This is a genomic window from Sphingobium sp. PNB (assembly GCF_019873065.1).
Lineage (GTDB): Bacteria > Pseudomonadota > Alphaproteobacteria > Sphingomonadales > Sphingomonadaceae > Sphingobium > Sphingobium fuliginis.
This window is the reverse complement of sequence record NZ_JAINEZ010000032.1, coordinates 20,748-45,998: the sequence shown is the minus strand read 5'-3', so window position 1 is coordinate 45,998 and position 25,251 is coordinate 20,748. Positions and strand designations below refer to the sequence as shown.

General features: G+C 67.0%; 25 protein-coding genes. 17 read left to right on the top strand and 8 right to left on the bottom strand.

What is annotated here, in order from left to right; genetic code table 11:
* Nucleotides 1-60: 60 nt before the first annotated feature.
* From K7W03_RS12775 to K7W03_RS12765, 3 genes are all read left to right on the top strand, one after another.
* Nucleotides 61-1,179 carry a Ppx/GppA phosphatase family protein gene (locus K7W03_RS12775; RefSeq protein WP_025551587.1) on the top strand — a complete coding sequence of 373 codons (1,119 nt, stop codon included), beginning with the start codon at nucleotides 61-63 and terminating at the stop codon, nucleotides 1,177-1,179.
* Nucleotides 1,180-1,189: 10 nt separating this feature from the next.
* The gene (locus tag K7W03_RS12770; RefSeq protein ID WP_044661324.1) at nucleotides 1,190-1,861 is read left to right on the top strand and encodes an RlmE family RNA methyltransferase; all 672 of its coding nucleotides are present in this window, start codon (nucleotides 1,190-1,192) and stop codon (nucleotides 1,859-1,861) included.
* A gap of 134 nt (nucleotides 1,862-1,995) precedes the next feature.
* Complete coding sequence (locus K7W03_RS12765) at nucleotides 1,996-3,504, top strand: YifB family Mg chelatase-like AAA ATPase (protein ID WP_044661325.1); 1,509 nt, start codon at nucleotides 1,996-1,998, stop codon at nucleotides 3,502-3,504.
* A gap of 73 nt (nucleotides 3,505-3,577) precedes the next feature.
* On the opposite strand, the gene K7W03_RS12760 is transcribed toward K7W03_RS12765, so the two are convergent.
* From K7W03_RS12760 to K7W03_RS12740, 5 genes are read right to left on the bottom strand one after another with little or no spacing between them, the layout of a single operon-like run.
* Nucleotides 3,578-4,333 carry a FadR/GntR family transcriptional regulator gene (locus K7W03_RS12760; RefSeq protein ID WP_025551582.1) on the bottom strand — a complete coding sequence of 252 codons (756 nt, stop codon included), beginning with the start codon at nucleotides 4,331-4,333 and terminating at the stop codon, nucleotides 3,578-3,580.
* Between the two features lie 18 nt (nucleotides 4,334-4,351).
* Nucleotides 4,352-5,275 carry a Gfo/Idh/MocA family protein gene (locus K7W03_RS12755; RefSeq protein ID WP_025551580.1) on the bottom strand — a complete coding sequence of 308 codons (924 nt, stop codon included), beginning with the start codon at nucleotides 5,273-5,275 and terminating at the stop codon, nucleotides 4,352-4,354.
* On the bottom strand, nucleotides 5,272-6,249 hold the full coding sequence (gene araD1 / locus K7W03_RS12750; RefSeq protein WP_222886495.1) for an AraD1 family protein: 978 nt from the start codon (nucleotides 6,247-6,249) through the stop codon (nucleotides 5,272-5,274). The genes K7W03_RS12755 and araD1 overlap by 4 nt, the downstream gene beginning before the upstream one ends.
* 20 nt (nucleotides 6,250-6,269) lie before the next feature.
* The gene (locus K7W03_RS12745; protein ID WP_222886490.1) at nucleotides 6,270-7,847 is read right to left on the bottom strand and encodes an aldehyde dehydrogenase (NADP(+)); all 1,578 of its coding nucleotides are present in this window, start codon (nucleotides 7,845-7,847) and stop codon (nucleotides 6,270-6,272) included.
* Between the two features lie 24 nt (nucleotides 7,848-7,871).
* Nucleotides 7,872-9,674 carry an IlvD/Edd family dehydratase gene (locus K7W03_RS12740; RefSeq protein WP_222886489.1) on the bottom strand — a complete coding sequence of 601 codons (1,803 nt, stop codon included), beginning with the start codon at nucleotides 9,672-9,674 and terminating at the stop codon, nucleotides 7,872-7,874.
* Nucleotides 9,675-9,796: 122 nt separating this feature from the next.
* Here K7W03_RS12740 and K7W03_RS12735 point away from each other — a divergent pair, with 122 nt between their 5' ends.
* Nucleotides 9,797-10,699 carry a 2-dehydro-3-deoxygalactonokinase gene (locus tag K7W03_RS12735; protein WP_222886494.1) on the top strand — a complete coding sequence of 301 codons (903 nt, stop codon included), beginning with the start codon at nucleotides 9,797-9,799 and terminating at the stop codon, nucleotides 10,697-10,699.
* A 104-nt stretch (nucleotides 10,700-10,803) separates the two neighbouring features.
* On the opposite strand, the gene K7W03_RS28350 is transcribed toward K7W03_RS12735, so the two are convergent.
* The gene (locus tag K7W03_RS28350) at nucleotides 10,804-10,956 is read right to left on the bottom strand and encodes a hypothetical protein (RefSeq protein ID WP_222886488.1); all 153 of its coding nucleotides are present in this window, start codon (nucleotides 10,954-10,956) and stop codon (nucleotides 10,804-10,806) included.
* Nucleotides 10,957-10,963: 7 nt separating this feature from the next.
* Nucleotides 10,964-13,000, bottom strand: a complete 2,037-nt coding sequence (locus K7W03_RS12725) for a PAS domain-containing sensor histidine kinase (RefSeq protein ID WP_226870115.1) — start codon at nucleotides 12,998-13,000, stop codon at nucleotides 10,964-10,966.
* Nucleotides 13,001-13,146: 146 nt separating this feature from the next.
* Between K7W03_RS12725 and K7W03_RS12720 the strand changes: the two genes are divergently transcribed.
* The 4 genes from K7W03_RS12720 (at nucleotide 13,147) to rpsI (ending at nucleotide 15,651) form a co-directional block, all read left to right on the top strand.
* Nucleotides 13,147-14,193: a COX15/CtaA family protein gene (locus K7W03_RS12720; RefSeq protein WP_061939341.1), complete on the top strand. Its 1,047-nt coding sequence runs from the start codon at nucleotides 13,147-13,149 to the stop codon at nucleotides 14,191-14,193.
* Nucleotides 14,190-14,507, top strand: coding sequence for a divalent-cation tolerance protein CutA (gene cutA, locus K7W03_RS12715; protein WP_044661331.1), 318 nt, complete (start codon nucleotides 14,190-14,192; stop codon nucleotides 14,505-14,507). The genes K7W03_RS12720 and cutA overlap by 4 nt, the downstream gene beginning before the upstream one ends.
* A 137-nt stretch (nucleotides 14,508-14,644) precedes the next feature.
* Complete coding sequence (rplM, locus tag K7W03_RS12710; protein ID WP_007686594.1) at nucleotides 14,645-15,124, top strand: 50S ribosomal protein L13; 480 nt, start codon at nucleotides 14,645-14,647, stop codon at nucleotides 15,122-15,124.
* A complete protein-coding gene (gene rpsI / locus K7W03_RS12705; RefSeq protein ID WP_044661332.1) occupies nucleotides 15,124-15,651 on the top strand; it encodes a 30S ribosomal protein S9 in 528 nt (175 codons plus the stop codon). Before rplM ends, rpsI begins: the two co-directional genes overlap by 1 nt.
* A 137-nt stretch (nucleotides 15,652-15,788) precedes the next feature.
* On the opposite strand, the gene K7W03_RS12700 is transcribed toward rpsI, so the two are convergent.
* Entirely contained in the window at nucleotides 15,789-16,967 is a 1,179-nt protein-coding gene (locus K7W03_RS12700) for a M23 family metallopeptidase (protein ID WP_222886487.1), read from the bottom strand.
* Between the two features lie 525 nt (nucleotides 16,968-17,492).
* Here K7W03_RS12700 and rpsL point away from each other — a divergent pair.
* The 9 genes from rpsL to rplB all read left to right on the top strand — a co-directional run bounded on the left by rpsL (nucleotide 17,493) and on the right by rplB (nucleotide 25,246).
* Nucleotides 17,493-17,864, top strand: a complete 372-nt coding sequence (gene rpsL, locus K7W03_RS12695) for a 30S ribosomal protein S12 (protein WP_007686591.1) — start codon at nucleotides 17,493-17,495, stop codon at nucleotides 17,862-17,864.
* 15 nt (nucleotides 17,865-17,879) lie between these two features.
* Complete coding sequence (gene rpsG / locus K7W03_RS12690) at nucleotides 17,880-18,350, top strand: 30S ribosomal protein S7 (RefSeq protein ID WP_222886486.1); 471 nt, start codon at nucleotides 17,880-17,882, stop codon at nucleotides 18,348-18,350.
* A 174-nt stretch (nucleotides 18,351-18,524) separates the two neighbouring features.
* Nucleotides 18,525-20,597, top strand: coding sequence for an elongation factor G (gene fusA, locus K7W03_RS12685; RefSeq protein ID WP_222886485.1), 2,073 nt, complete (start codon nucleotides 18,525-18,527; stop codon nucleotides 20,595-20,597).
* Between the two features lie 136 nt (nucleotides 20,598-20,733).
* On the top strand, nucleotides 20,734-21,924 hold the full coding sequence (tuf, locus tag K7W03_RS12680) for an elongation factor Tu (protein ID WP_025547259.1): 1,191 nt from the start codon (nucleotides 20,734-20,736) through the stop codon (nucleotides 21,922-21,924).
* Between the two features lie 208 nt (nucleotides 21,925-22,132).
* Nucleotides 22,133-22,441 (top strand): 30S ribosomal protein S10, encoded by a 309-nt coding sequence (rpsJ, locus tag K7W03_RS12675; protein ID WP_007686587.1) that lies wholly within the window; start codon nucleotides 22,133-22,135, stop codon nucleotides 22,439-22,441.
* Nucleotides 22,442-22,715: 274 nt separating this feature from the next.
* A complete protein-coding gene (rplC, locus tag K7W03_RS12670) occupies nucleotides 22,716-23,471 on the top strand; it encodes a 50S ribosomal protein L3 (RefSeq protein WP_025547262.1) in 756 nt (251 codons plus the stop codon).
* Between the two features lie 2 nt (nucleotides 23,472-23,473).
* Nucleotides 23,474-24,097, top strand: coding sequence for a 50S ribosomal protein L4 (gene rplD / locus K7W03_RS12665; protein ID WP_025547264.1), 624 nt, complete (start codon nucleotides 23,474-23,476; stop codon nucleotides 24,095-24,097).
* Nucleotides 24,090-24,407, top strand: coding sequence for a 50S ribosomal protein L23 (locus K7W03_RS12660; protein ID WP_007686581.1), 318 nt, complete (start codon nucleotides 24,090-24,092; stop codon nucleotides 24,405-24,407). The genes rplD and K7W03_RS12660 overlap by 8 nt, the downstream gene beginning before the upstream one ends.
* 2 nt (nucleotides 24,408-24,409) lie before the next feature.
* A complete protein-coding gene (rplB, locus tag K7W03_RS12655) occupies nucleotides 24,410-25,246 on the top strand; it encodes a 50S ribosomal protein L2 (RefSeq protein WP_007686579.1) in 837 nt (278 codons plus the stop codon).
* The last annotated feature ends 5 nt before the right edge of the window (nucleotides 25,247-25,251 follow it).

The window sequence follows — 25,251 nt, the reverse complement described above, 5'->3', positions numbered from 1 at the left end:
ACTCTTGTCGCCAAGTTCCGGCGCTTTTCGGCGCTGGCGAAGAAGAAAAGAGATACGGCCATGGTGCAGCACAGCCGCCCATCGCCGCAGAGTTCCGGCCCGGCCGGCGGAATTTCGGGCAAGGGGGTCCGTTCCGGTCAGGGCAATGGGAGCAAGGCTGCGGCCCTCACTCCCCCGTCGAAATCGCGGGGCCTTTTGCCTCATCCGCTGCGCGGACGCCGGTCCTACGCGGCCATCGACCTTGGCACCAATAATTGCCGCCTGCTGATCGCCAAGCCATCGGCGGACGGCTTCATCGTCGTCGACGCCTTTTCGCGAATCGTGCGGCTGGGGGAGGGGCTTGCCGCTTCCGGCCGGATCAGCGACGCCGCCATAGAGCGCGCGATTTCCGCCCTGTCGGTCTGCGCCGACAAGCTGCGCCGCCGGCACGTCACCCTGGCCCGCTCGGTCGCGACGGAGGCGTGCCGCCGCGCCTCCAACGGCGCCGAATTCATCCAGCGCGTCTATCGGGAAACCGGCATCGCCCTCGACATCATCAGCGCGCAGGAAGAGGCGCGGCTGGCGGTGCTCGGCTGCCACGCGCTGCTGGAGCCGGGCGACGGCCCCGCGCTCATCTTCGACATTGGCGGCGGCTCGACCGAACTGGTGCTGGTGGACGCCAATCGCGCCGGCGCGCCGCATATCGTCGATTGGGTGAGCGCCCCCTGGGGCGTGGTCTCCCTGACGGAGAGCGAGCCTTTCGACCATGCCGATCCCATGGACCGGCTGTCCGCCTATGCCCGGATGCGCGCCCGCGTGGCGGATGCCTTCGCGCCGCTGGCCCGCCGCCTGCCGGCTCCGCAGGCGGATATCCGCCTGCTCGGCACATCGGGCACGGTGACGACGCTGGCCAGCCTGCATCTCGACCTGCCGCGCTACGACCGGCAGGCGATCGACGGGCTGATCGTGCCGTCGACGTCGATGCGGGCGATTTCGGCGCGGCTGTCCTCCATGCCCCTGGCGGAGCGGCAGAAGCTGCCCTGCATCGGGACGGAGCGGGCCGATCTGGTCGTGGCGGGCTGCGCCATCCTGGAATCCATCCTCGACATCTGGCCCGCCCAGCGCCTGGGCGTGGCCGATCGCGGCATTCGCGAGGGCATATTGCGCGGCCTGATGGACCGTGACGGAGTGAAGATGTGAGAGGCCCCCTGTGAGAGGTACCGGTGCCGGCAAGGTGCGGGTCAAGACGGCGAAGGGGCGGACGGCACAGTCCACCCGCTGGCTCGAACGCCAGTTGAACGACCCCTATGTCCGCCGCGCCAAGGCGGAGGGGTGGCGCAGCCGCGCCGCCTTCAAGCTGATCGAACTGGACGAGAAGTTCCACTTCGTGAAGGGGTCCCGCGCGGTGGTCGACCTGGGCGTGGCGCCCGGCGGCTGGGCGCAGGTGGTGCGGAAACTCTGCCCCAAGGCGAAGGTGGTGGGCATCGACCTGCTGCCGACCGATCCCATTCCGGGCGTCACCCTGTTCCAGATGGACTTCATGGACGACAGCGCGCCCGCCCTGCTGGCGGAGGCGCTGGGCGACGCGCCCGATCTGGTCATTTCCGACATGGCGGCGAACACCGTCGGCCATGCGGCGACCGACCATCTGCGCACCATGGGGCTGGTCGAGGCGGCGGCCATGTTCGCGGTGGAGAATCTGCGCAAGGGCGGCACTTTCGTGGCCAAGGTGTTCGCGGGCGGCACCGACGCCGACCTGCTCGCCATCCTCAAAAGGCATTTCACCACGATCAAGCATGCCAAGCCCCCCGCCAGCCGCAAGGGCAGCGTCGAATGGTATGTCGTGGCGCAGGGCTTCAAGGGCCGCCCGGAAGAGGGCTGATCCGTCCACCATCACCAAGAGATTGAAATGCCTCCCTGTTCCTGCGAAGGCAGGAACCCGGTTCGGCCCCTGACGCGGCACTCCTGCCCTCGCGGGAGCGCCATGGAGGTCGTCCGGGGCATGGGGGAACATCATTGGTTTCGACGGTATCGACGGTCGCCTATCTGGGGCTGGAAGCGCGCGGCGTGGAGGTTCAGTGCCAGCTCGTTCCCGGCCTTCCCAATTTCATCGTCGTCGGCCTGCCGGACAAGGCGGTCGCGGAAAGCCGGGAGCGGGTGCGCAACGCCATCGCCGCCATCGGCCTTTCGCTGCCGCCCAAGCGGATCACCGTGAACCTCTCGCCCGCCGACCTTCCCAAGGAGGGGTCGCATTTCGACCTCCCCATCGCGCTGGCCCTGCTCGGCGCCATGGGCGTGATCGATGCCGAGACGCTGGCGGGCTATGTCGTCGTGGGCGAGCTGGGTCTGGACGGCCGCATCGCCCCCACGCCCGGCGTGCTGCTCGCCGCGCTCCATGCGGGGGAGCGGGAACTGGGCCTTGTCTGCCCGGTGGCGCAGGGCGCGGAAGCCGCCTGGGCCGGTCAGGTGGAGGTGATCGCCGCGCCCGACCTGCTGGCCATCCTCAACCATTTCAAGGGCGCCGCCGCCCTCTCGCCGCCGCAGCCCGGGCAGGTGGAGCCGCCGATCCGGACCGCGGACCTCAGGCAGGTCAAGGGTCAGGAAAGCGCCAAGCGCGCGCTGGAGATCGCGGCGGCGGGCGGCCATAATCTGCTGATGGTCGGCCCGCCCGGCGCGGGCAAGTCGCTGATGGCGAGCTGCCTGCCCGGCATCCTGCCCGAACTGACGCCGGGCGAGGCGCTGGAAACCTCCATGGTGGCCAGCGTCGCCGGCACGCTGGAGGGCGGCCGGATCAGCCGCGCCCGTCCCTTCCGCAATCCGCATCACAGCGCCTCCATGGCGGCGCTGGTCGGCGGCGGGCACAAGGCGCGGCCGGGCGAGGTCAGCATGGCGCATCTGGGCGTGCTGTTCCTCGACGAACTGCCCGAATTCCAGCGGACGGTGCTCGATTCGCTGCGGCAGCCCCTGGAGACGGGGGAAGTCACCGTGGCGCGGGCCAATGCGCATGTCACCTTCCCGGCGCGGGTGCAGCTGGTGGCGGCGATGAACCCCTGCCGCTGCGGCCATCTGGGCGATCCGGCGCTGGCCTGTTCCCGCGCCCCCCGCTGCGCGGCGGACTATCAGGCCAAGGTGTCGGGACCGCTGCTCGACCGCATCGACCTGCATGTGGAGGTGCAGGCGGTGACGGCGGCGGACCTGGTCCTGCCCCCGCCCGCCGAAGGATCGGCGGAGGTCGCGGTCCGGGTCGCCGCCGCGCGGGCCGTGCAGACGCGCCGCTATGAAGGGACGTCGCTGCGGACCAATGCGGAGGTCGATGGAGAGCGGCTGGAGGATGTCGCCGGGCCGGATCAGGCCGGGCGCGAACTGCTGGCGCAGGCGGCTGCGGCGATGAAGCTGTCGGCGCGGGGCTATACCCGCGTGCTGCGCGTGGCGCGGACCATCGCCGATCTGGCGGGGGCGGATCGCGTCGGGCGCGTCCATGTGGCCGAAGCGCTCAGCTACAGGCGGCGGGCCCCGGTGAACTGACGGCGCCCGACCCGGCCGGGTCGGCCCTCCACGGCATCGCCCGGAAAGCCGGCGCCCGCTTTTCTACGCCCTGTTAAAGCTTGCCGGGTTCCGTCATGACCACGTCCATGTCGGCCATGGCCAGCCGCAGCAACTCCACCATGCCGTTGCGCGCGGCGGCCGTGTCGCGGGTGGCGATGGCGCGATAGACCGCCTTGTGATCGGGCAGGGGATCGCGCGGCAGCAGCTTCTTGCGATGCTTGAAGGTGGTGGTCCAACTCACCGCCGCCCCCACCGAACTGGCCAGCGCGGCGAGCGCGTCATTATGCGTTGCCGCCAGCACTGCATGATGGAAACGCTGGTCCGCCGCCCGCCCTTCCGGCGTCGAAAGGCCGTGCTTTTCCATCTCGTCCAGCGCCTGCGCCATGATGGCCAGTTGCTCGTCGGTCCGCCGCCGCGCCGCGAATTCGGCCGCCGCCGGTTCGATCACGCCGCGCAGTTCGAACAGGTCGCGGATGAAGTCGCGGTCCGGCTCCCCCGCGAACATCCAGGCGAGCATTTCCGGGTCCAGCACATTCCATCGGCTGCGCGGCAGCACGCGGGTACCGGCCTTGGGCCGGCTTTCCAGCATCCCCTTGGCGATCAGGATGCGCACCGCCTCGCGATAGGCGGTGCGGGATACGTGAAGCCGCTCCGACGCCTCGATCTCCCCCTCGAACAGGTCGCCGGGCTTGTGGACGCCCATCAGGATCGCCGTGCCCAATTGCCGGGCGATGGCCTGATGGATGCGAAGCGAGCCTTCGTCCGTCGCGAATTTGCGTTCCGTTACGTCCTTGCGCTCGCTTCCCAATGTTCAGGCCCCCCCGGTTCAGTCCTCGAAGGCCGTCGTAGGGCAATGCCGCCCACAAAGGAAGGCGTCCGCCACCAAACGCAGCGGCGCGATGTCGGCGTCGATCGCCCGGTCCTCGACCAGCCCCACGAAGCGGCGATACATGGCCGGATATTCCTCGTCCGGCGCCTTGAGCTGGATTTCCCCGTCCAGGCGCAGCATATTGCCGCCCTCCGACAGCAGCAGGCTGCCATTCGCCGTCTCGACCGCGATGTCCCATGTCTGCGGGCCGGTCTGGCGCCAGTCGAACACGGCCTCGACCGTCGCGCCCGACGCCGTCGCCATGCTCAGCGCGGCGCCGATGGGCGCGTCCCTGTTCTCCGGCACTTCCAGGCTGGCCGACAGCATCGTCACCGGCTCCGGCACGATCTCCGTCAGGATCGACAGGGCGTTGATGCCCGGATCGAACACGCCGAACCCGCCCGCTTCCCAGATCCACGGCTGGCCCGGATGCCAGTGGCGGACATCCTCGCGCCACTGGATGTCGATGTGCCGGATCGTGCGCTCCGCCACCCACGCCTTCGCCTGCGCGACCGCGGCGGCATAGCGGCTGTGCCAGCTTGCATAAAGGGTGACGCCCTGCGCGCGGGCGAGGGCGATCAGCGCCTCCACTTCCGACACGGTGGCGCCCGGCGGCTTTTCCAGAAAGACGTGCTTGCCCGCCAGGATCGCCTGCCGCGCCGCCTGGTATCGGACCTGCGGCGGCTGGCAGAGGATCACGGCGTCCATGTCCGGCTCCCCCGCCAGCATCGCGTCCAGATCGGGATAGTTGTTCACGCCCTCGCCCCGCGCATTGCGGCTGGCGACGGCGACAAGGTCTATGCCGCCGGTCTTCGCGATGGCGGGAAGGTGCTGGTCGCGGGCGATCTTGCCCAGGCCCACAAGGCCTGCCCTGATGGTCATAGGACTTTCACCTTCGTCTTGCCCTCGTCCGCCGCGCGGCGCAGGCCGTTGCGCACGGGCAGGGTGAAGGGCGCGGCCTCCACCTCGAACACATCGCCTTCCTGCGCGGCGAAGCCTTCCGAAAAGGAAAGGGTGGCGGTGCCGAAGAAATGGACATGGATGTCGCCCGGACGGCGGAACAGGCCATATTTGAAATGATGATGTTCCAGATTGTCGATCCCGTGGGACATGTTGGTCTCGCCGGAAAGGAAGGGCTTTTCCCACACCGTCACGCCATTGCGGACGATGCGGCTGGTGCCGCGCAGATCCTCCGGCAGGTCGCCCAGCAGCAGTTCGGGGCCCAGCGCGGCCTGACGCAGCTTGCTGTGCGCAAGCCACAGATAATTGCCGCGTTCGGTCACATGATCGGAAAATTCATTGCCGATGGCAAAGCCGAGGCGAACCGGCGCGCCGTCCCCGTCGATCAGGTAGATGCCGGCGACCTCCGGCTCCTCCCCGCCATCCTCCGCGAAGGCCGGCATGGTGAAATCCTCGCCGGGATGGACCAGTATCTGGCCGTCGCCCTTGTAGAACCATTCGGGCTGCGCGCCGATGCCGCCGTCGGCGGGCTTGCCGCCCTCCACGCCCATCAGGAACATGCGCATGCTGTCGGTCAGATCGCCCGACGCGGCCGCCTTGTGCATCTTGTCGCGGCCTTCCGCCGAGCCGAGATGGGTGAGGCCGGTGCCCGCGACCAGCAGGTGCGCGGCATCCTCATGGTCGATGGGGCAGAGCAGCCGGACGGCGGAAAGGTCCACCGCCCCGCCCAGCCGCGCTTCCGCCATGGCGGCCAGGCCCTGCCCGGCCGCAATCGCCTCCAGCGCCAGCGCGCGGGTGGAGCTTGCGCCCTCCACGCGCCGGGCCGCGCCGGTCCGGTCGAGGGCGGCGACGCCGCGGCGGCCGCCTTCCTCGAACTGGACCAGCGACCGGATCATGGATTCATCCACGGACGGCATCACCGGGCGATCTCCAGCCTGCCCTCGATACGGCGGTTGAGCTGCCACGGATTGGCGGCCTGCAAGGCGGGCGGCAGCACCGCGTCGGCCACGTCCTGATAGCAGACCGGGCGCAGGAAGCGCATCATCGCCAGCGTGCCCACGGACGTCGAACGGCCGTCGGAGGTCGAGGGGAAGGGGCCGCCATGCACCATGGCATGGGTGACTTCCACCCCGGTCGGCCAGCCATTCGCCAGCACGCGTCCGACCTTGCGGGACAGGGTGGGCAACAGCTTCGCGGCATCGGCCCGGTCGCTGTCGTCCATCTGGAGCGTCGCGGTCAACTGGCCCTCCATCCGGGCGATGGTGTCGATGACCTCCTCGATCGTCGCGCATTTGACGAGGATGGAGGAGGAACCGAACACTTCATGCGCCAGCGCCGGATTGGCGCGGAACTGCTCGCCGCTGGCGGCGAACAGCGCGTGCTGGCCGCGATTGACGCCGTCCGCCGCCGCGCCGCGCGCGATGGTGGTGACGCCCTCCGCCCCGGCCAGCGCCGCGACGCCCTTTTCATAGGCGGCATGGATGCCGGGCGTCAGCATGACCTGCGCCGCATTGGCCGACAGGGCCTGGGCCGCCGCAGCGACGAAACGGTCCAGATCGGGGCTGTCGAGCGCGATCACCAGCCCGGGATTGGTGCAGAACTGGCCCGAAAACAGCGTCAGCGACCCGACGAAGGCGGCGCCCAGCGCTTCGGCCCGGGCGGCCAGCGCGCCGGGCAGCAGCACGACCGGGTTGATGCTCGACATTTCGGCATAGACCGGGATGGGCTCGTCGCGCCCGGCCGCGATCTTCATGAGGGCAAGGCCGCCGCCGCGCGACCCGGTGAAGCCCACCGCCTTGATGCGCGGATCGGCCACCAGCGCGCCGCCGAGGTCGTTAGTGGTGCCGGGCAGGTAGGAAAACACGCCTTCATGCAGGCCGCTGGCCTCGACCGCCGCGGCGATGGCGCGGGCGACCAGTTCGCCGGTGCCGGGATGGGCCGGATGGCCCTTCACCACCACCGGGCAACCCGCCGCGAAGGCCGATGCGGTGTCGCCGCCCGCGACCGAGAAGGCGAGCGGGAAGTTGGACGCGCCGAACACGGCGACCGGTCCGACCGGCTGGTTGACGCGGCGCAGGTCGCTGCGCGGCAGCGGCTGCCGCTCCGGCAAGGCCTTGTCGATGGTGGCGTCCAGCCAGTCGCCCTGGCGGACATAGCCTGCGAACAGGCGAAGCTGGCCGACGGTGCGGCCCCGCTCGCCTTCCAGCCGCCCGCGTGGCAGGCCGGTCTCGCTCATGGCGGTGGTGATCAGCAGGTCGCCAATGGCCATGATCCCGTCGGCCACCGCCTCCAGAAAGGCGGCGCGGGCGTCGGGCGTCAGCGTGGAGAAGCTCTCGAACGCGGCATCGGCCAGCGCGCAGGCGTCCGCGACATCGGCGGCCGAGGCGTTGTGAAAGGCGATCCCGCCCTTCGCGCCGGTCGACGGGTCGATGGCGAAGAAGGGCTCGCCGCCCTGGCGCTCGCTCGCGCCGACAAGAATGGCTCCGTTGAACATGGGGATAAACTCCGAAATGGGGGATTAATGATTGTCGCGCGGCAGGCCCATGGTCTGGGCAATGCGCTGATATTTCTCCGCGCCCTCCAGGATCGCGCCGCTGTTCAGCTGGCCGACGACGGAGCGCTGGATTTCCTGCCACGGCGTCTGCGAGGCGGGATAGGGATAGCCGCCCTCCGCCTCCAGCGCCGCCCGGCGGCCGGCCAGTTCCTCGTCGGGAATGAGGACGTTCACCGTGCCCCTGTTCAGGTCCATCCGCACCCGGTCGCCGGTCCGCAGCAGCGCCAGGCCGCCCATGGCCGCCGCTTCGGGCGAGGCATTGAGGATGGAGGGACTGCCCGAAGTCCCCGACTGCCGCCCGTCCCCGATGCAGGGCAGGGCGGACACGCCCTCGGTGATGAGGTAGGCGGGCGGCCGCATGTTCACCACCTCCGCCGCGCCCGGATAGCCGACCGGGCCGGCGCCGCGCATGAACAGCAGCGTATCGGGCGTGATGCCGACGGCCGGATCGTCGATCCGCGCATGATAATCCTCCGGCCCGTCGAACACGACCGCCGGGCCTTCAAAGGCGTTGGGATCTTCGGGGTTGGACAGATAGCGCTGGCGGAACTCGTCCGAAATCACGCTGGTCTTCATCACCGCCGCGTCGAACAGATTGCCCGACAGCACGAGGAACCCGGCCTCCTCCTTCAGCGGCCGGGCGAAGGGACGGATGACCTTCTCGTCCTCGATCTCCGCGCCCCGGCAATTCTCGCTTATGGTCTTGCCGTTGACGGTCATCGCGCCCTCGCGGATCAGGCCCTGCGCGATCAGCTGGCCCACCACCGCCGGCACGCCGCCGGCGCGATAATAATCCTCGCCCAGATATTCGCCCGCGGGCTGGAGGTTCACCAGCAGCGGCACCTTGTGCCCCACCGTCTCCCAATCCTTGAGCGGCAGCTCCACCCCGACATGGCGCGCGATCGCCGCCAGGTGGATCGGCGCGTTGGTCGACCCGCCAATGGCCGAATTGACGACGATGGCGTTGTGGAACGCGTCCAGCGTCAGGATGTCGGACGGCTTCAGGTCCTCCGCCACCATCTCGACGATGCGCTTGCCGGTGAGGTAGGCGACCTCCTGCCGGTCGCGATAGGGCGCGGGGATCGCCGCCGATCCCGGCAGCATCATGCCCAGCGCCTCGGCCAGCGAGTTCATCGTCGTCGCCGTGCCCATGGTGTTGCAATAGCCGGTCGACGGCGCGGAGGACGCCACCAGCTTGATGAAGCCCTCATCGTCGATCTTGCCCGCGGCCAGCAATTGCCGCGCATGCCAGACGATGGTGCCCGAACCCGTCCGCTCGCCCTTGAACCAGCCGTTCAGCATCGGCCCGACCGACAGGGCGATGGCGGGGATGTTGACCGTCGCCGCCGCCATCAGCAGCGCGGGCGTCGTCTTGTCGCAGCCCGTGGTCAGCACCACCCCGTCCAGCGGATAGCCGTAGATCGCCTCGACCAGCCCCAGATAGGCCAGGTTGCGGTCCAGCCCCGCCGTCGGCCGCTTGCCGGTTTCCTGGATCGGGTGGACCGGAAACTCCAGCGCGATGCCGCCCATCTCCCGAATGCCCTCGCGCACGCGCTCGGCCAGCACCATATGATGGCGGTTGCAGGGCGACAGGTCGCTGCCGGTCTGGGCGATGCCGATGATCGGCTTGCCGCTGCGCAGTTCGTCCAGGCTCAGGCCGAAATTCAGATAACGCTCCAGATAGAGCGCGGTCATGTCTATATTGTCTGGGTTGTCGAACCAGGCGCGGCTGCGCAGCTTGTTGGCGGGCTTGGACGAATCGCTCATTGAGAAGGCACCCTGTCGAAGAAAATGGTCAATGGATTCTCGGGCACGTTGACGCGCTTGCCTCTCCGATATACTCATACAAATAGAAATTCAAGGATGGTTCGGGCCAGGTGACGAATTTGCTGAGCCGCTACGAGGTCGTCGGGGACTGGGGCACCAGCCGCCTTCGGCTGTTCCGTATCGAGCAGGGCCGCGTCACCGCCCGCCATGACGGCCCCGGCATCGCTGCGGCGGCCGGGCAGGCGGAAGCGGCATTCGCCGCCACCATCGCCCCCTGGCTGGAGGAAGCCGCGCCGACGGAAATACGCCTTTGCGGCATGGCCGGCGCCCGCGACGGCTGGGTGGAGGCGCCCTATGCGGATTGCCCCGCCGACGCCGCGACCTGGCGTGCGGCGGCGGCGCGGTTCGACTGGCGCGGCGTGCCCGTCGCGATCATGGCGGGCCTCGCCTGCACCGGGACGGCCGGCGCGCCCGACCTCATGCGCGGAGAGGAAACGCAGATATTCGGCGCCATCGCGCGCGATCCGGCGCTGGGGCAGGGCCGCCGGCTCATCGTCCTGCCCGGCACCCACAATAAATGGGCGGTGGTGCAGGATGGCCGCGTCACCTCCTTCCGCACCATGCCGACGGGGGAGCTTTTCGCCCTGCTGCGGGATCGTTCCACCCTGGGCGCGCCGGCCGACCGGCCCGATCCGGCGCAGGAGGCGCAGGGCTTCGCCGACGGCCTGCGCCGGGCGGAGGAGGAGGGGCGTCTGCTCTCCTCCCTGTTCGCCGCGCGCAGCATGCGGCTGCGCGACGGGCGTTCGGCGGACTGGTCGGAAGGCTATCTGTCCGGCCTGCTGATCGGGTCGGAGGTCGCGGAAATCCTCGCCACGTCCGGACTCGCCACGCCCGGACAGGCGGACGACATATGGCTGATCGGGGACGCCCGACTCTCGGTGCGCTACGCCCAGGCGCTGGGCAGGCGCGGCGTGCCGAGCGAGACGCTGGACGGCGACGCCTGCTCGCTCGCTGGTCTGTCCTGATGGGGGCCTGTCCTGATGGGGGCTGTCCCGATGGGGGGCTGTCCTGATGAGGACCGGGGAGGAGAGAGGCTGTTCCCGCCGCCCCATCCCCCCAATGCCCCATCTCACGGAGAGCCCTCATGACCCTGGACGACCTGCTGGCCGAAGGCGCGCCACCCATTTGCGCGATCCGGCGCGGCATCGGGCTGGAGGAAGCGCTTGCGGTCGGCGCCGCCCTGATAGGGGCGGGCATCCGCATTCTCGAACTTCCCTTCCACTCGGGCTTCACCCCACCTGCCGCGCTCCGTTCCGGTCCAGCATGTCGCGCACCTTGGCGGCCAGTTCGGCATAGGTGAACGGCTTGGTCAGCAGTTCCACGCCCGGATCGAGCCGCCCGTGATGGATGATGGCGTTGCGCGCATAGCCGGTGGCGAACAGCACCCTCAGCCCCGGCCGCTCCGCGCGCGCCTGTTGCGCGATGTCGGCCCCGGTCATGCCGCCGGGCAGGATGACGTCGGTGAACAGCAGGTCGATGGACTGCGAAGCGCTGTCCAGCGCCTGCAAGGCCGCCGCGCCGTCATTCGCCTCGATCACCCGATAGCCCAGTTCCTTCAGCACATCGACGGTATAGGCGCGCACCTTCTCGTCATCCTCGCACACCAGCACCGTCTCGTCGCCGCCGCATATCGGCGCGGCGCGGTCCACCGACCCGGTGTCGTTGTCCGGCAGCGGACCGTAGAAGCGGGGAAGGTAGATCTTGACCGTCGTGCCATGGCCGCTTTCGGAATAGACGCGGATATGGCCGCCGGACTGCTTGATGAAGCCATAGACCATCGACAGGCCAAGGCCGGTGCCCCGCCCGACCTCCTTGGTGGTGAAGAAGGGTTCGATGGCGTGGCTCAGCACCTCCTCGTCCATGCCCTCGCCCGTATCGGACACGCTGATCAGCACATATTGGCCGGGCTTTACCTCCGCCTCCTGCGCGGCATAATCCTCGTCGATATGGGTATTGGCCACCTCTATGGTCAGCTTGCCGCCGTCCGGCATGGCGTCGCGCGCATTCACCGCCAGGTTCAGCAGCGCATTCTCCATCTGGTTGACGTCGATCTCGATCGGCCAGATGCGCGCGCTCTGGATCGTCTCCACCTCTATCGTCTCGCCCAATGTGCGGTTGAGCAGGTCGGACATGCCGCTGACCAGCCGGTTGGGGTCGATCCGCTCGGGCGCCAGCGGCTGGCGGCGGGAAAAGGCGAGCAGCCGCTGCGTCAGCAGCGCGGCGCGCTCCGCGCCCGCCATGGCATTGTCGGCGGCCCGCCGCAGCCGCGCCTGATCCTCGTGAAGGCCGCGTTGCAGCAGTTCCAGATTGCCGGTGACGATCTGCAGCAGATTGTTGAAGTCATGCGCGACGCCGCCGGTCAACTGGCCCAGCGTCTCCATCTTCTGCGCCTGCCGCAGCGCCTCTTCCGCCTCCGCCAGCGCCCGGGCATGGGCGCGCTGCTCGGTCACGTCGCGGGCGACGCAATAGATAAGGTCGTTTTCCGGCACCGCCGTCCAGCTGAAATTGCGGTAGCTGCCGTCCTTCGCCCGGAACCGGTTTTCGAATCGCACCGTCGGCATGCCCCGCGCCAGCCCGGCGATCTCCCCCTTCGTCTTCTCCAGATCGTCGGGATGCTCCATCCATTCGGACGTGCGCCCGATCAGGTCCGCCTCGCTCCATCCCAATATTTCGGTCCAGGCGGGGCTGGCGGCCAGCCAGGTGCCGTCCCGGTCGGCGACCAGGAACGGGTCGCGCGCCAATGCCCAGAGGCGGGCGCGATCGGCGCGCATCTCCTTTTCCGCGACCACCCTCTTGGTGGTCTCGCTGACGATGCACAGCGCGCCGCCGACGGAGCCGTCCGTCTCGAAAACCGGGGAATAGTTGATGTCGAAGAACACCTGTTCGCCCTGTCCGCCGTCCCGCTCGATATAGAAGGGGCGGTCCTTGGCATGCACGGACTGCCCCTGGTCGACGACGGAACGCAGCAGCGGCTCCAGATCGTCCCACAGTTCCGTCCACCCCTCCCGCGCCGGGCGGCCCAGCACGCGGGGATGCTTGTCCCCGATGGTGGGCGCATAGGCTTCGTTGTAGAGCGCGCAGAGATCGGGGCCCCAGAACAGCACGATCTCCGCCTGCGACGACAGCATCAGCCGGACGGTCGACACCAGCGCCGGGGACCAGCCGTGCACCGGCCCCAGCGGCGATCCGGCGTCGATGCGCGCGGTCAGGGCGCCCAGCGGCCCCTGCGCGGCGATCATCTCCGCTATGCCCGGCGCGCCGCTCATCGATTATCCTCGGTCAGCCTGTTCATAGGGCGAGATACGCCTGTCCGGCGCTTTGTATCCGTTCAGGCAGAAGGCGTTACGACCTTTTGTCCACCGGTCAGGGTTATCCTTGCAACAGGCGAAACAAGCGCGCATGGATCGGCGCCATGACCGCGACGACCCTGAGCCGCCCCGCCACCGCCGTCCCACGCCCCGCGCCGATCGCGCGCTGGCTGCTGACGGTCGCCGCCCTCGTCTTCTGCATGGTGGTGGTCGGCGGCATCACCCGCCTGACCGAATCCGGCCTGTCGATCACGCAATGGAAACCGATCAGCGGCGCCATCCCGCCGCTGACCCACGACCAGTGGATGGATGCGTTTCGCGCCTATCAGCAGATTCCCGAATATCGGCAGTTGCGGCAGGGCATGACGCTGGGCGATTTCCAGTTCATCTTCTTCTGGGAATGGGTGCACCGGCTGCTGGGGCGGCTGATCGGCGTCGCCTTCGCGCTGCCGCTGCTCTGGTTCGCGTGGAAACGGGCGATCCCGCAGGGCTATGGCTTCCGTCTCGTCGCGCTGCTGGCGCTTGGCGGGCTGCAGGGCGCGATCGGCTGGTGGATGGTGGAATCGGGCCTGTCGGTGCGCACCGACGTCAGCCATTACCGGCTGGCGGTGCATCTGCTGACGGCGCTGTTCATCATGGGCGGGCTGATCTGGACCGCGCTCGACCTGCTGACCCGCGCGAAGACCCCCTTCGCCAGGCCCGCCATGCTCCATCCCTTCGCGGTGGTCGCGCTGCTGGCGCTGCTGGTGCAACTCATGTTCGGCGCCTTCACCGCCGGCCTGGACGCGGGCTATGTCTCCAGCACCTGGCCGCTGATGAACGACCATCTGGTGCCGGAGGGGATCGAATGGCTGGGTTCGCTCTGGGCCACCCTTTCCAGCGATCCCTATCTCGTCCATTTCATCCATCGCTGGTGGGCCTGGGTCGCCGCGATCCTGCTGGTCATGCTGGCGCGCATGGCGAAGCAGGCGGGGCAGCGCGGCCCCTCCATCGCGATCAACGCGGCGGTGGGCACGCAGGTCGCGCTCGGCATCGCCACGGTCGTCAGCGGCATCGCCCTGCCGCTGGCGGTGCTGCACCAGGCGGTCGGCGCGCTGGTGGTGGCGTCCGCGACCTGGGGCGCCCATGCGCTGGGGGAACGCCGGGGATGAGCGCCGTCGCGCTCGTCTACACGCTGTTCGGCTCGCGGGAGGCCGCGACCCGCATCGCCCGCCAGCTGGTGGAGGAAAGGCTGGCCGCCTGCGCGAACCTGCTGGGGGAGGCGACCTCCATCTACGAATGGAACGGCGCGGTCGATACCGCGGCGGAGGTGCCCGTCCTCTTCAAGACCGCGCCCGCCCGCCGCGACGCGCTGATGGCGCGCATCGCGGAACTGCACGATTATCGGGTTCCGGCGATCCTCGCTCTGCCCGTCGACGCCGCCCACGCCGCCTTCGCCCGGTGGGTGGACGATCGGACGGGCTGATCGGAAGGTATTATTTTACCTGTCAGCAAAGCCGCCGAATCTCTTGACTTGCGCCCTTCCACCCGTCATTAGCGCGCATCTTCCGAAAGCTGGAAACAGCCTTCAATTCACTGTTTCATTCTTGGAGTATTGGCACCATGAAGGCGCTGATGAAGACCACCAAGCCGGCGACCCCGGCCACGGTCGAAAAGAAGTGGGTCCTGATCGACGCGGAAGGCCTCGTCGTCGGCCGCCTCGCCTCGACCGTCGCGAACATCCTGCGCGGCAAGCACAAGCCGAGCTTCACCCCCCATGTCGATTGCGGTGACAATGTCATCATCATCAACGCGGAAAAGGTGAAGTTCACCGGCCGCAAGCTGACCGACAAGGTCTATTACAAGCACACCGGCTATGCCGGCGGCATCAAGGAAACCACCCCCCAGAAGGTTCTGGAAGGCCGTTTCCCCGAACGCGTCCTGGAAAAGGCCGTCGAGCGCATGATCCCCCGCGGTCCGCTGGGCCGTCAGCAGATGCGCAACCTGCGCATCTTCGCCGGCGCCGAACATCCGCACGCCGCGCAGAACCCCGAAGTGCTCGACTTCGCGTCGCGCAACCGCAAGAACAAGGTGGGTGCATAATGTCCGATAACCGCCAGTCCCTGTCCGACCTCGCGTCGCTGACCGCCAACGCTCCGGCCGCTGCCGAAACCGTCGCCGCCGACGCGCCGATCGCTCCGGTCCAGCCCTCGGCTCCGCTGCGCGCCCAGGAAATCGACAGCCTCGGCCGCGCCTATGCGACCGGCCGCCGCAAGGATGCCGTCGCCCGCGTCTGGGTGAAGCCCGGCACCGGCAAGATCACGGTCAACGGCCGCGATCAGGAAATCTACTTCGCCCGCCCGACCCTGCGTCTGGTGATCAACCAGCCCTTCGGCGTCACCGAGCGCGAAGGTCAGTATGACGTGATCGCCACCGTCAAGGGCGGCGGCCTGTCCGGCCAGGCCGGCGCAGTCAAGCACGGCATCGCCCAGGCGCTCGCCAAGTACGAGCCGGCGCTGCGCAGCGCGGTCAAGGCCGAAGGCTTCCTGACCCGCGACAGCCGCGCCGTCGAGCGCAAGAAGTACGGCAAGGCCAAGGCCCGCCGCAGCTTCCAGTTCTCGAAGCGCTGATCGGTTCGACCGTTACGAATGCAAGGGAAGGGGTCGGGTTTCCGGCCCCTTTTCCTTTTGGGGCAGATGAACCCCCGACAGGCAGGGCGCGCGAATCAGGTGGGGCTGGAAATCCGGATCAGCCGAAAGCAAAAGCGCTAACCGCGGCCGCCGACATCCGCCAGACGCGCGGTGGCGATCTGCTGGATCTGGAGGATATCCTTGCGCGCCTCCAGGAAGCGGCGGGGATTGATGGCATTGCCGTTCACCCGCACCTCGAAATGAAGATGCGGCCCCGTGGAGCGGCCCGTCGATCCCATCCGCGCAATGGCGTCGCCGCGCGCCACCTGCTGGCCGACCCGCGCGCTGAAGCCTGAAAGATGGGCATATCGGGTCAGGATGCCATTGCCATGGGTGACCTCGACCACATTGCCATAGCCGCTGCGCTGGCCCACGAAGCTGACCTTGCCCGATGCGGCCGCCAGGATCGGCTGGCCCATGCTGCCGGGGAAATCCAGACCCGCGTGAAAGGCCGCATGGCCGTTGAACGGATCGCTCCGGTAGCCATAGCTGCTGCTCAGCATCGGCGTCGCCGTGGGCTTGCCTGAGGGGATGGCGAGCAGGCTCCCTTCCAGAAATTCCATGCGGGACAGCGCCTGGGCGAGCTTTTCGAACTCGTCCGGCAGGACGTCCTGCCCTTCCCATGGCACGAAGGGGCCGCCCTGCGCGCGGGCCGCCGTGCGGGCGAGGCTGTCGGGATTGAGGCCGAAGCTGCGGATCGCGGCGGCTGCCTTGTCGGCACGATGCCGGACGGCGTCGGTCAGCAGGGCGGCAAAACGGCGCTGCCGCGCGTCGATCCGGAACAACGGCGCCGCTTCGGGCGCGACGCTGATCTTGGTGTCGAGCTTGGACGTGCCGTTCCTGGTTCCGCTGTCGGCCTTGCCGACCACATCGCCCGCCGGGGCCGCGCCCTCCTGACCGAAATGCGTGCGGTAGAGGTCGTCCATGAAATCCTGGCGTTCCTGCAACTCCTGCGCGAGCTGGTCGACCGACTTGCGGTAGCGCTCGACCTGGCTGGCGCTGTGGGCAACGGCCTTGTCACGGGCGGCGAGGGCGGCGCGCTCCTGCTCGATCTCCGCGTTGTTGGCGGCCATGGACAGGGATAGCCCAAGCCCACCGATCAAGGCGGAAGAGAGCAGGCCGACCGTGGCGAGCTGCGCCCTGCGCGAAATACGGATGAACTTCACCTGGCCGCCGGAGCGCAGGAAAATCTCCCGTTCCGGGCACAGCTTCGAACACCGGGCGGTCATGCCGGCCCAGAGGGCGGCTGCCCCCATCTTGCTCCATTGCGACAATTGCGACCCCGCATGCTTCTTTAGTGAACGGGGCGCTAACAAAAGGAATCGAGTCGCGCGAATCCGGGGGAGCGGAGTCGTGACGAGTCGAAAGATGAACGGGGTGAAACGTGGAACCGGGCAAAGGGTTCCGGTCCCCCGCGAAATTTTTGCCGGCGCTCTCCGCCCTTCGCAAACCGGCCTCGCCGGACTCTGCGGCGCCGGATAGAAAGGCGTCATCTCCTGCCGTCCCGCCACGTCGGATCGGGACGGAGCAGACCGTCGGGCCTGTTCTTGACCGGCGGCCGCCACATGGCTATAGGCGCGCCTGCCCAAAGGCCGGAATGGACGGATTCGTTCGCGCCGAACCCCGGTTCTCAGGGCATCAGAGCTGAACATTGCCGGTGCTCTTGCGGCTCCGGGCGGGTTTCCGCCGGAGCCTTTGCTGTTTGGAGGCGATTCGTTTTCCAGGCCGCAAGGAACGCGGGAATGCATGCGGTAAAGTAACTGAAAAAGGTGAAGGGCTTCATGCCAACGATCAACCAGCTGGTCCGCAAGGGCCGCGAACTGCAGAAGACCAAGTCGAAGGTCCCTGCAATGGAAGCGAACCCGCAGAAGCGCGGCGTTTGCACCCGTGTCTACACGACGACCCCGAAGAAGCCGAACTCGGCTCTCCGCAAGGTGGCGAAGGTGCGCCTGGTCAACCAGCGCGAAGTCATCACCTACATTCCGGGTGAAGGCCACAACCTTCAGGAGCACAGCGTCGTGCTGATCCGCGGCGGCCGCGTGCGCGACCTTCCCGGTGTGCGCTATCACGTGCTGCGCGGCGTTCTGGATACCCAGGGCGTCAAGGACCGCAAGCAGAGCCGTTCGAAGTACGGCGCCAAGCGTCCGAAGTAAGGGGAGACCAGTAATATGTCACGTCGTCGTCGCCCCGAAAAGCGCGTCATCCTGCCCGATCCCAAATTCGGTGATGTCGTGCTGTCGAAGTTCATGAACAGCATCATGCAGGACGGCAAGAAGGCCGTCGCCGAGTCCATCGTGTACTGCGCTCTCGACACTGTCGAGGCGAAGTCCAAGAAGGACCCGATCGCCATGTTCCATGACGCGCTGAACAATGTGAAGCCCGGCATCGAGGTCCGCAGCCGCCGCGTCGGCGGTGCGACCTACCAGGTCCCCGTCGAAGTGCGCCCGGAGCGCGCCCAGGCGCTGGCGATCCGCTGGCTGATCACCGCGTCGCGCAACCGCAGCGAAACCACCATGGCCGCCCGCCTGTCGGGTGAACTGCTGGACGCCGCCAACAACCGCGGCAATGCCGTCAAGAAGCGCGAAGACACGCACCGCATGGCGGAAGCGAACCGCGCCTTCTCGCACTATCGCTGGTAATCCGGCGCTGGAAAAAGGCGAAGCGGGCGCCCATATCGTCCGCTTCCTCTCATGGTTTCGAAAAATCGGTCCGTTCGCCACGGGTGGCTACCCATGGCGGACGGATTGGTTTAGGGGCCACGCGCAGATTTAACGAATCCCCAACCGCCGGCGCGCCGGCAACGGAGAAGCATCATGGCCCGCAGCCATCCGCTCGAACGCTATCGCAATTTCGGTATCATGGCGCATATCGACGCCGGCAAGACCACCACGACCGAGCGTATCCTTTACTATACCGGCAAGTCCTACAAGATCGGCGAAGTCCATGACGGCGCCGCCACCATGGACTGGATGGAGCAGGAGCAGGAGCGTGGGATCACCATCACGTCGGCTGCGACGACCTGCTTCTGGAACGATCATCGCCTGAACATCATCGACACTCCCGGCCACGTCGACTTCACCATCGAAGTCGAGCGTTCGCTGCGCGTGCTCGACGGCGCGGTCGCCGCGTTCGACGGCGTCGCCGGCGTTGAGCCGCAGTCGGAAACCGTGTGGCGCCAGGCGGACAAGTACAAGGTTCCGCGGATGTGCTTCATCAACAAGCTCGACCGCACCGGCGCCAACTTCTATTATTGCGTGCAGACGATCATCGACCGTCTGGGCGCGACCCCGGCCGTCCTCTATCTGCCCATCGGCGCGGAATCGGAGTTCAAGGGCCTGGTCGATCTGGTCGAGAACCGCGCCATCATCTGGAAGGATGAGAATCTGGGCGCCGAATTCTCCTATGAGGAGATTCCGGCCGACCTTGCGGACAAGGCCGCCGAATATCGCGAGAAGCTGATCGAGCTCGCCGTCGAACAGGACGACGATGCGATGGAAGCCTATCTGGAAGGCAATCTGCCCGACGTCGCCACGCTCAAGAAGCTGATCCGCAAGGGCACGCTGGGCCATGCCTTCGTGCCGGTGCTGTGCGGTTCGGCGTTCAAGAACAAGGGCGTCCAGCCGCTGCTCGACGCGGTGGTCGACTATCTGCCCTCGCCGCTCGACATTCCCGACGTTCAGGGCATCAACCCCGACACCGACGAGCCCGACAGCCGCAAGACGGCCGACGACGCGCCCTTTTCGGGTCTGGCGTTCAAGATCATGAACGACCCGTTCGTGGGTTCGCTCACCTTCCTGCGCGTCTATTCGGGCACGCTGACCAAGGGCAGCTATCTGAACTCGGTCAAGGACAAGAAGGAAAAGATCGGCCGCATGCTCCTCATGCACGCCAACTCGCGTGAGGACATCGACACCGCCTATGCCGGCGACATCGTCGCCCTGGCGGGCCTCAAGGAAACCACCACCGGCGATACGCTGTGCGCCGAGCGCCAGCCGATCATCCTGGAGCGGATGGAATTCCCCGAGCCGGTGATCGAGCTGTCGGTCGAACCCAAGACCAAGGCCGACCAGGAAAAGATGGGCATCGCGCTCAACCGCCTGGCCGCCGAGGACCCGTCCTTCCGCGTCTCGACCGACCACGAATCGGGCCAGACCATCATCAAGGGCATGGGCGAACTGCACCTCGAAATCCTCGTCGACCGCATGAAGCGCGAGTTCAAGGTCGAGGCCAATGTCGGCGCGCCGCAGGTCGCCTATCGCGAATATCTCGCGAAGAAGGTCGACATCGACTACACCCACAAGAAGCAGTCGGGCGGCTCGGGCCAGTTCGGCCGCGTCAAGGTCACCGTCATCCCCGGCGAGCGCGGTTCGGGCTACCAGTTCTTCGACGAGATCAAGGGCGGCAACATCCCGCGCGAATATATCCCGTCGGTGGAAAAGGGCTTCCGTGAGACGGCAGAGACCGGTCATCTCATCGGCTTCCCGATCATCGACTTCGAAGTCCACCTGACGGACGGCGCCTATCACGACGTCGACTCGTCGGCCCTGGCCTTCGAAATCTGCGCCCGCGGCGCCATGCGCGAGGCGGCCGCCAAGTCGGGCATCAAGCTGCTTGAACCGATCATGAAGGTCGAGGTCGTGACCCCGGAGGAATATCTGGGCGACGTCATCGGCGACATGAACAGCCGCCGCGGCCAGATCCAGGGCACCGACAGCCGCGGCAACGCGCAGGTGGTCGAGGCGATGGTCCCGCTGGCCAACATGTTCGGCTATGTGAACCAGCTTCGCTCGTTCACCCAGGGGCGCGCGAACTACTCGATGATCTTCTCGCACTATGACGAAGTGCCGCAGAATGTGGCGGACGAGGTCAAGGCGAAGATGGCCTGATGAATTTCCCGGGCCGGGCCGCGCAAGCGGCTCGGTTTTGGGCTGGCATTCTCTAAATTTGCTGCTATGGACGCGCCTTCGCGAGGCGCGGCCGAGCGGTCAGACCAAAGCTGATTTGATTAGAAGGTAGGATAAAATGGCTAAGGCTAAGTTTGAGCGGAACAAGCCGCACTGCAACATCGGCACCATCGGTCACGTCGACCATGGCAAGACCTCGCTGACCGCGGCGATCACCAAGGTGCTCGCCGAAACCGGCGGCGCGACCTTCGTCGACTATGCCAATATCGACAAGGCGCCCGAAGAGCGCGAGCGCGGCATCACCATCTCGACCGCCCACGTCGAATATGAGACCGAAGCCCGTCACTACGCGCACGTCGACTGCCCGGGTCACGCCGACTACGTCAAGAACATGATCACCGGCGCGGCCCAGATGGACGGCGCGATCCTCGTCGTTTCGGCCACCGACGGCCCGATGCCGCAGACCCGCGAGCACATCCTTCTCGCCCGCCAGGTCGGCGTGCCGCAGCTCGTCGTGTTCATGAACAAGGTCGACCTCGTCGACGATCCGGAAATCCTGGAACTGGTCGAGCTGGAAATCCGCGAACTGCTGTCGTCCTACGACTTCGACGGCGACAACATCCCCGTCATCCCCGGTTCGGCCGTCAAGGCTCTTGACGGTTCGAACGACGAAATCGGCAAGAACGCCGTTCTGAAGCTGATGGCCGCCGTCGACTCGTTCATCCCGCAGCCGGAGCGTCCGGTCGATCGTCCGTTCCTGATGCCGATCGAAGACGTGTTCTCCATCTCGGGTCGCGGCACCGTCGTGACCGGCCGCGTCGAGACCGGCATCGTCAAGGTTGGCGAGGAAGTCGAGATCGTCGGTCTGAAGGATACCCGCAAGACCACCGTGACCGGCGTCGAAATGTTCCGCAAGCTGCTCGATCAGGGTGAGGCCGGCGACAACATCGGCGCGCTGATCCGTGGCGTGGGCCGTGAAGAAGTTGAGCGCGGTCAGGTTCTGGCCAAGCCCGGCACCATCACCCCGCACACTGAGTTCGACGCGGAAGTCTACGTCCTGTCGAAGGAAGAAGGCGGCCGTCACACTCCGTTCTTCGCCAACTATCGTCCGCAGTTCTACTTCCGCACCACCGACGTGACCGGCGAAGTGATCCTGCCCGAGGGCACCGAGATGGTCATGCCCGGCGATAACGTGAAGCTCGGCGTGAAGCTGATCGCCCCGATCGCGATGGACGCGGGTCTCCGCTTCGCCATCCGCGAAGGCGGCCGCACCGTCGGCGCAGGGGTTGTCGGCACGATCTCGAAGTAATATAGGACCGCAGCGGCGCGAATCGCCTGATTCGCGCCGCTGAGTTTTTTACCGCCCCGGATCGCCTTTCTCCGGCTCCAATCGAGCTAGAAGGGCAAGGAACGGGGCGGATATTTTTTGGTTGGCGCATTTTCATAAATCATCGGCTGCTCCGGCTGATTTCTGAAAATGCTCCGGGTTTTGGCTCTTTCGCATCGGTACAGGAACAATGGACAGCAACATCCGCATTCGCCTCAAGGCGTTCGATCATCGCGTGCTCGATCAGGCGACCGGCGACATCGCCGACACCGCCCGCCGCACCGGCGCCCTTATCCGCGGTCCGATTCCCCTTCCGACGCGCATCGAAAAGTTCACGGTCAACCGTGGCCCGCACATCGACAAGAAGTCGCGCGAGCAGTTCGAGGTCCGCACCTACAAGCGCATGCTTGACATTGTGCAGCCGACGCCGCAGACGGTCGACGCGCTGATGAAGCTGGATCTGGCTGCCGGCGTGAACGTCGAAATCAAGCTGGCCTGAAGCCGGCAAGTCCCTGCCAACCCGCAAGGTGGGCAGGGTATCGGGCATTCCGCTGGCCGGAAGCTCAAAAGACACAGGGATACCGCACGGCCTCTCCGGTGAACCGGAAAGGGCTCGTGGTCCTGGTCCCCCGTCGCTGGTCCCGAATAGGGGTCGGCATCCAACCCGGACGGGGTGATCTATATTGGGGTTGGGCCGCGAGGGAGAAATCCTGAGCGGTTTTTTCGTTGGATACGCCCGCTGCTAAGGCGGGCCTCTATGGGAGTAATCGGTGATGCGCACAGGCGTGATCGCTAAGAAAGTCGGGATGACCCGTCTGTTCCAGGAGGACGGACGTCATATTCCGGTTACGGTTCTGGCCCTTGAGGGCAATCAGGTCGTGGCCCGCAAGGAAACCGATCGCGACGGCTATGTCGCGGTTCAGCTCGGTGCGGGCGTCGCGAAGGTCAAGAATGTCGCCAAGCCGCAGCGCGGCCACTTCGCCAAGGCGGAAGTGGAGCCGAAAGCGCGCCTGGTCGAATTCCGCGTTGCCGAGGATGCGCTCCTCGATGTCGGCGCCGAGATCGCGGCCGACCACTTCATCGCCGGCCAGCTGGTCGACGTTGCCGGCCACACCCAGGGTAAGGGTTTCGCCGGCGCCATGAAGCGCTGGGGCTTCGGCGGTATGCGCGCCACCCACGGCGTCTCGATCAGCCACCGTGCCCATGGTTCGACCGGTAACCGTCAGGACCCGGGCCGCGTCTTCAAGAACAAGAAGATGGCCGGTCACATGGGTGACCGCGAGCGGACCCAGCAGAATCTCGAGATCGTCCGCACGGACGTCGAGCGCGGCCTGCTGTTCGTCAAGGGCAGCGTCCCCGGCGCCAAGGGCACCTGGCTGACCGTCTGCGACGCCGTCAAGGTCAAGCGTCCAGCCGACGCTCCCTATCCGGCGAGCCTGAAGCAGGCTGCCAACAGCAACAACGCTCCGGCCGAAACGCCCGCTGAAGAAGCGGCCGCTCCCGAAGCGACCGAAGGCCAGGAGGGCTAATCATGAAGGTCAAGGTACAGACCCTCGATGCCGCAGCCGCCGGTGAAGTGGAACTGAACGATGCCGTGTTCGGCGTCGAACCCCGCACCGACATTCTGCACCGCGTCGTCACCTGGCAGCTCGAAAAGCGTCGCGCTCCGGCGCGCGCCACCCGCGAGCGTTCGGATGTTGCCCGCACCGGCAAGAAGTTCGGCCGCCAGAAGGGCGGCGGCACGGCCCGTCACGGCGACCGCAAGGCGCCCGTGTTCATCGGCGGTGGTAAGGCGCACGGCGCCCGCGCCCGCACCTTCGGCCACGACCTCAACAAGAAGGTTCGTGCGCTCGGCCTGAAAATGGCCCTGTCGTCGAAGGCCAAGGACGGATCGCTGATCGTTCTCGACAATCTCGACGTGGCGGAAGGCAAGACCAAGGCTCTGGTCGCGCACCTCGCCAAGCTGAACCTCAACAAGGCTCTGTTCATCGACGGCGACGCGGTGAACGTCAGCTTCGCGAAGGCTTCGGCGAACATCGTCGGCGTGGACCTGCTGCCCGCCGTCGGCGCCAATGTCTACGACATCCTTAAGGCGGATTCGCTGGTGCTGACGCGCGCCGCGGTCGAAAAGCTGGAGGCCCGTTTCAATGGCTAAGAAAGAAGCCGCGACCGTCGACAACCGTCATTATGACGTCGTTGTCGCGCCGGTCATCACCGAGAAGTCGACCCTTCTCTCCGAGAACAACGCCGTGGTCTTCAAGGTCGCCAACGATGCGTCGAAGCCGGAGATCAAGGCCGCCGTCGAAGCCATTTGGGGCGTGACGGTCAAGAGCGTGAACACGCTGGTCGCCAAGGGCAAGACCAAGAAGTGGAAGGGCAAGCCCTATACGCGCTCGGACGTCAAGAAGGCGATCGTTCGCCTGGCCGATGGCCAGTCGATCGACATCACCGAAGGAGTGCGCTGACCATGGCGCTTAAGAGCTACAACCCGACCAGCCCCGCCCAGCGCGGCCTGATCCTCGTCGACCGCAGCGCGCTGCACAAGGGCAAGCCCGTCAAGGCGCTGACCGAAGGCAAGCGCAAGACCGGCGGCCGCAACAACAAGGGTCATGTGACCTCGCGCGGCATCGCCGGCGGTCACAAGCAGCGCTACCGCATCATCGACTTCAAGCGTCGCCTGTGGGACGTCGAGGGCACGGTCGAGCGTCTGGAATATGACCCCAACCGCACCGCCTTCATCGCGCTGGTCAACTATCCCGACGGCACCCAGGCCTATATCCTGGCGCCGCAGCGTCTGGCCCCCGGCGACAAGGTCGTCGCGGGCAAGAAGACCGACGTGAAGCCGGGCAATGCGATGGAACTCGGCCAGATGCCGGTCGGCACCATCATCCACAATATCGAGATGAAGCCCGGCAAGGGCGGTCAGCTCTGCCGTTCGGCGGGCACCTACGCCCAGCTCGTCGGCCGCGATCGTGGCATGGTGATGGTCCGCCTGTCCTCGGGCGAGCAGCGCTACATCCGTTCGGACTGCATGGGCACCGTCGGTGCCGTGTCGAACCCGGACAACGCCAACACCAATCTCGCCAAGGCCGGCCGCAACCGCTGGCTCGGCAAGCGTCCGCTGACGCGCGGTGTGGCGAAGAACCCGGTCGACCACCCGCATGGCGGCGGTGAAGGCCGGACCTCGGGCGGCCGTCATCCGGTCACGCCCTGGGGCAAGCCGACCAAGGGTGCACGCACCCGCCACAACAAGGCGACGGACAAGTTCATCATCCGTAGCCGCCACGCGAAGAAGAAGAGGTAAGCGAG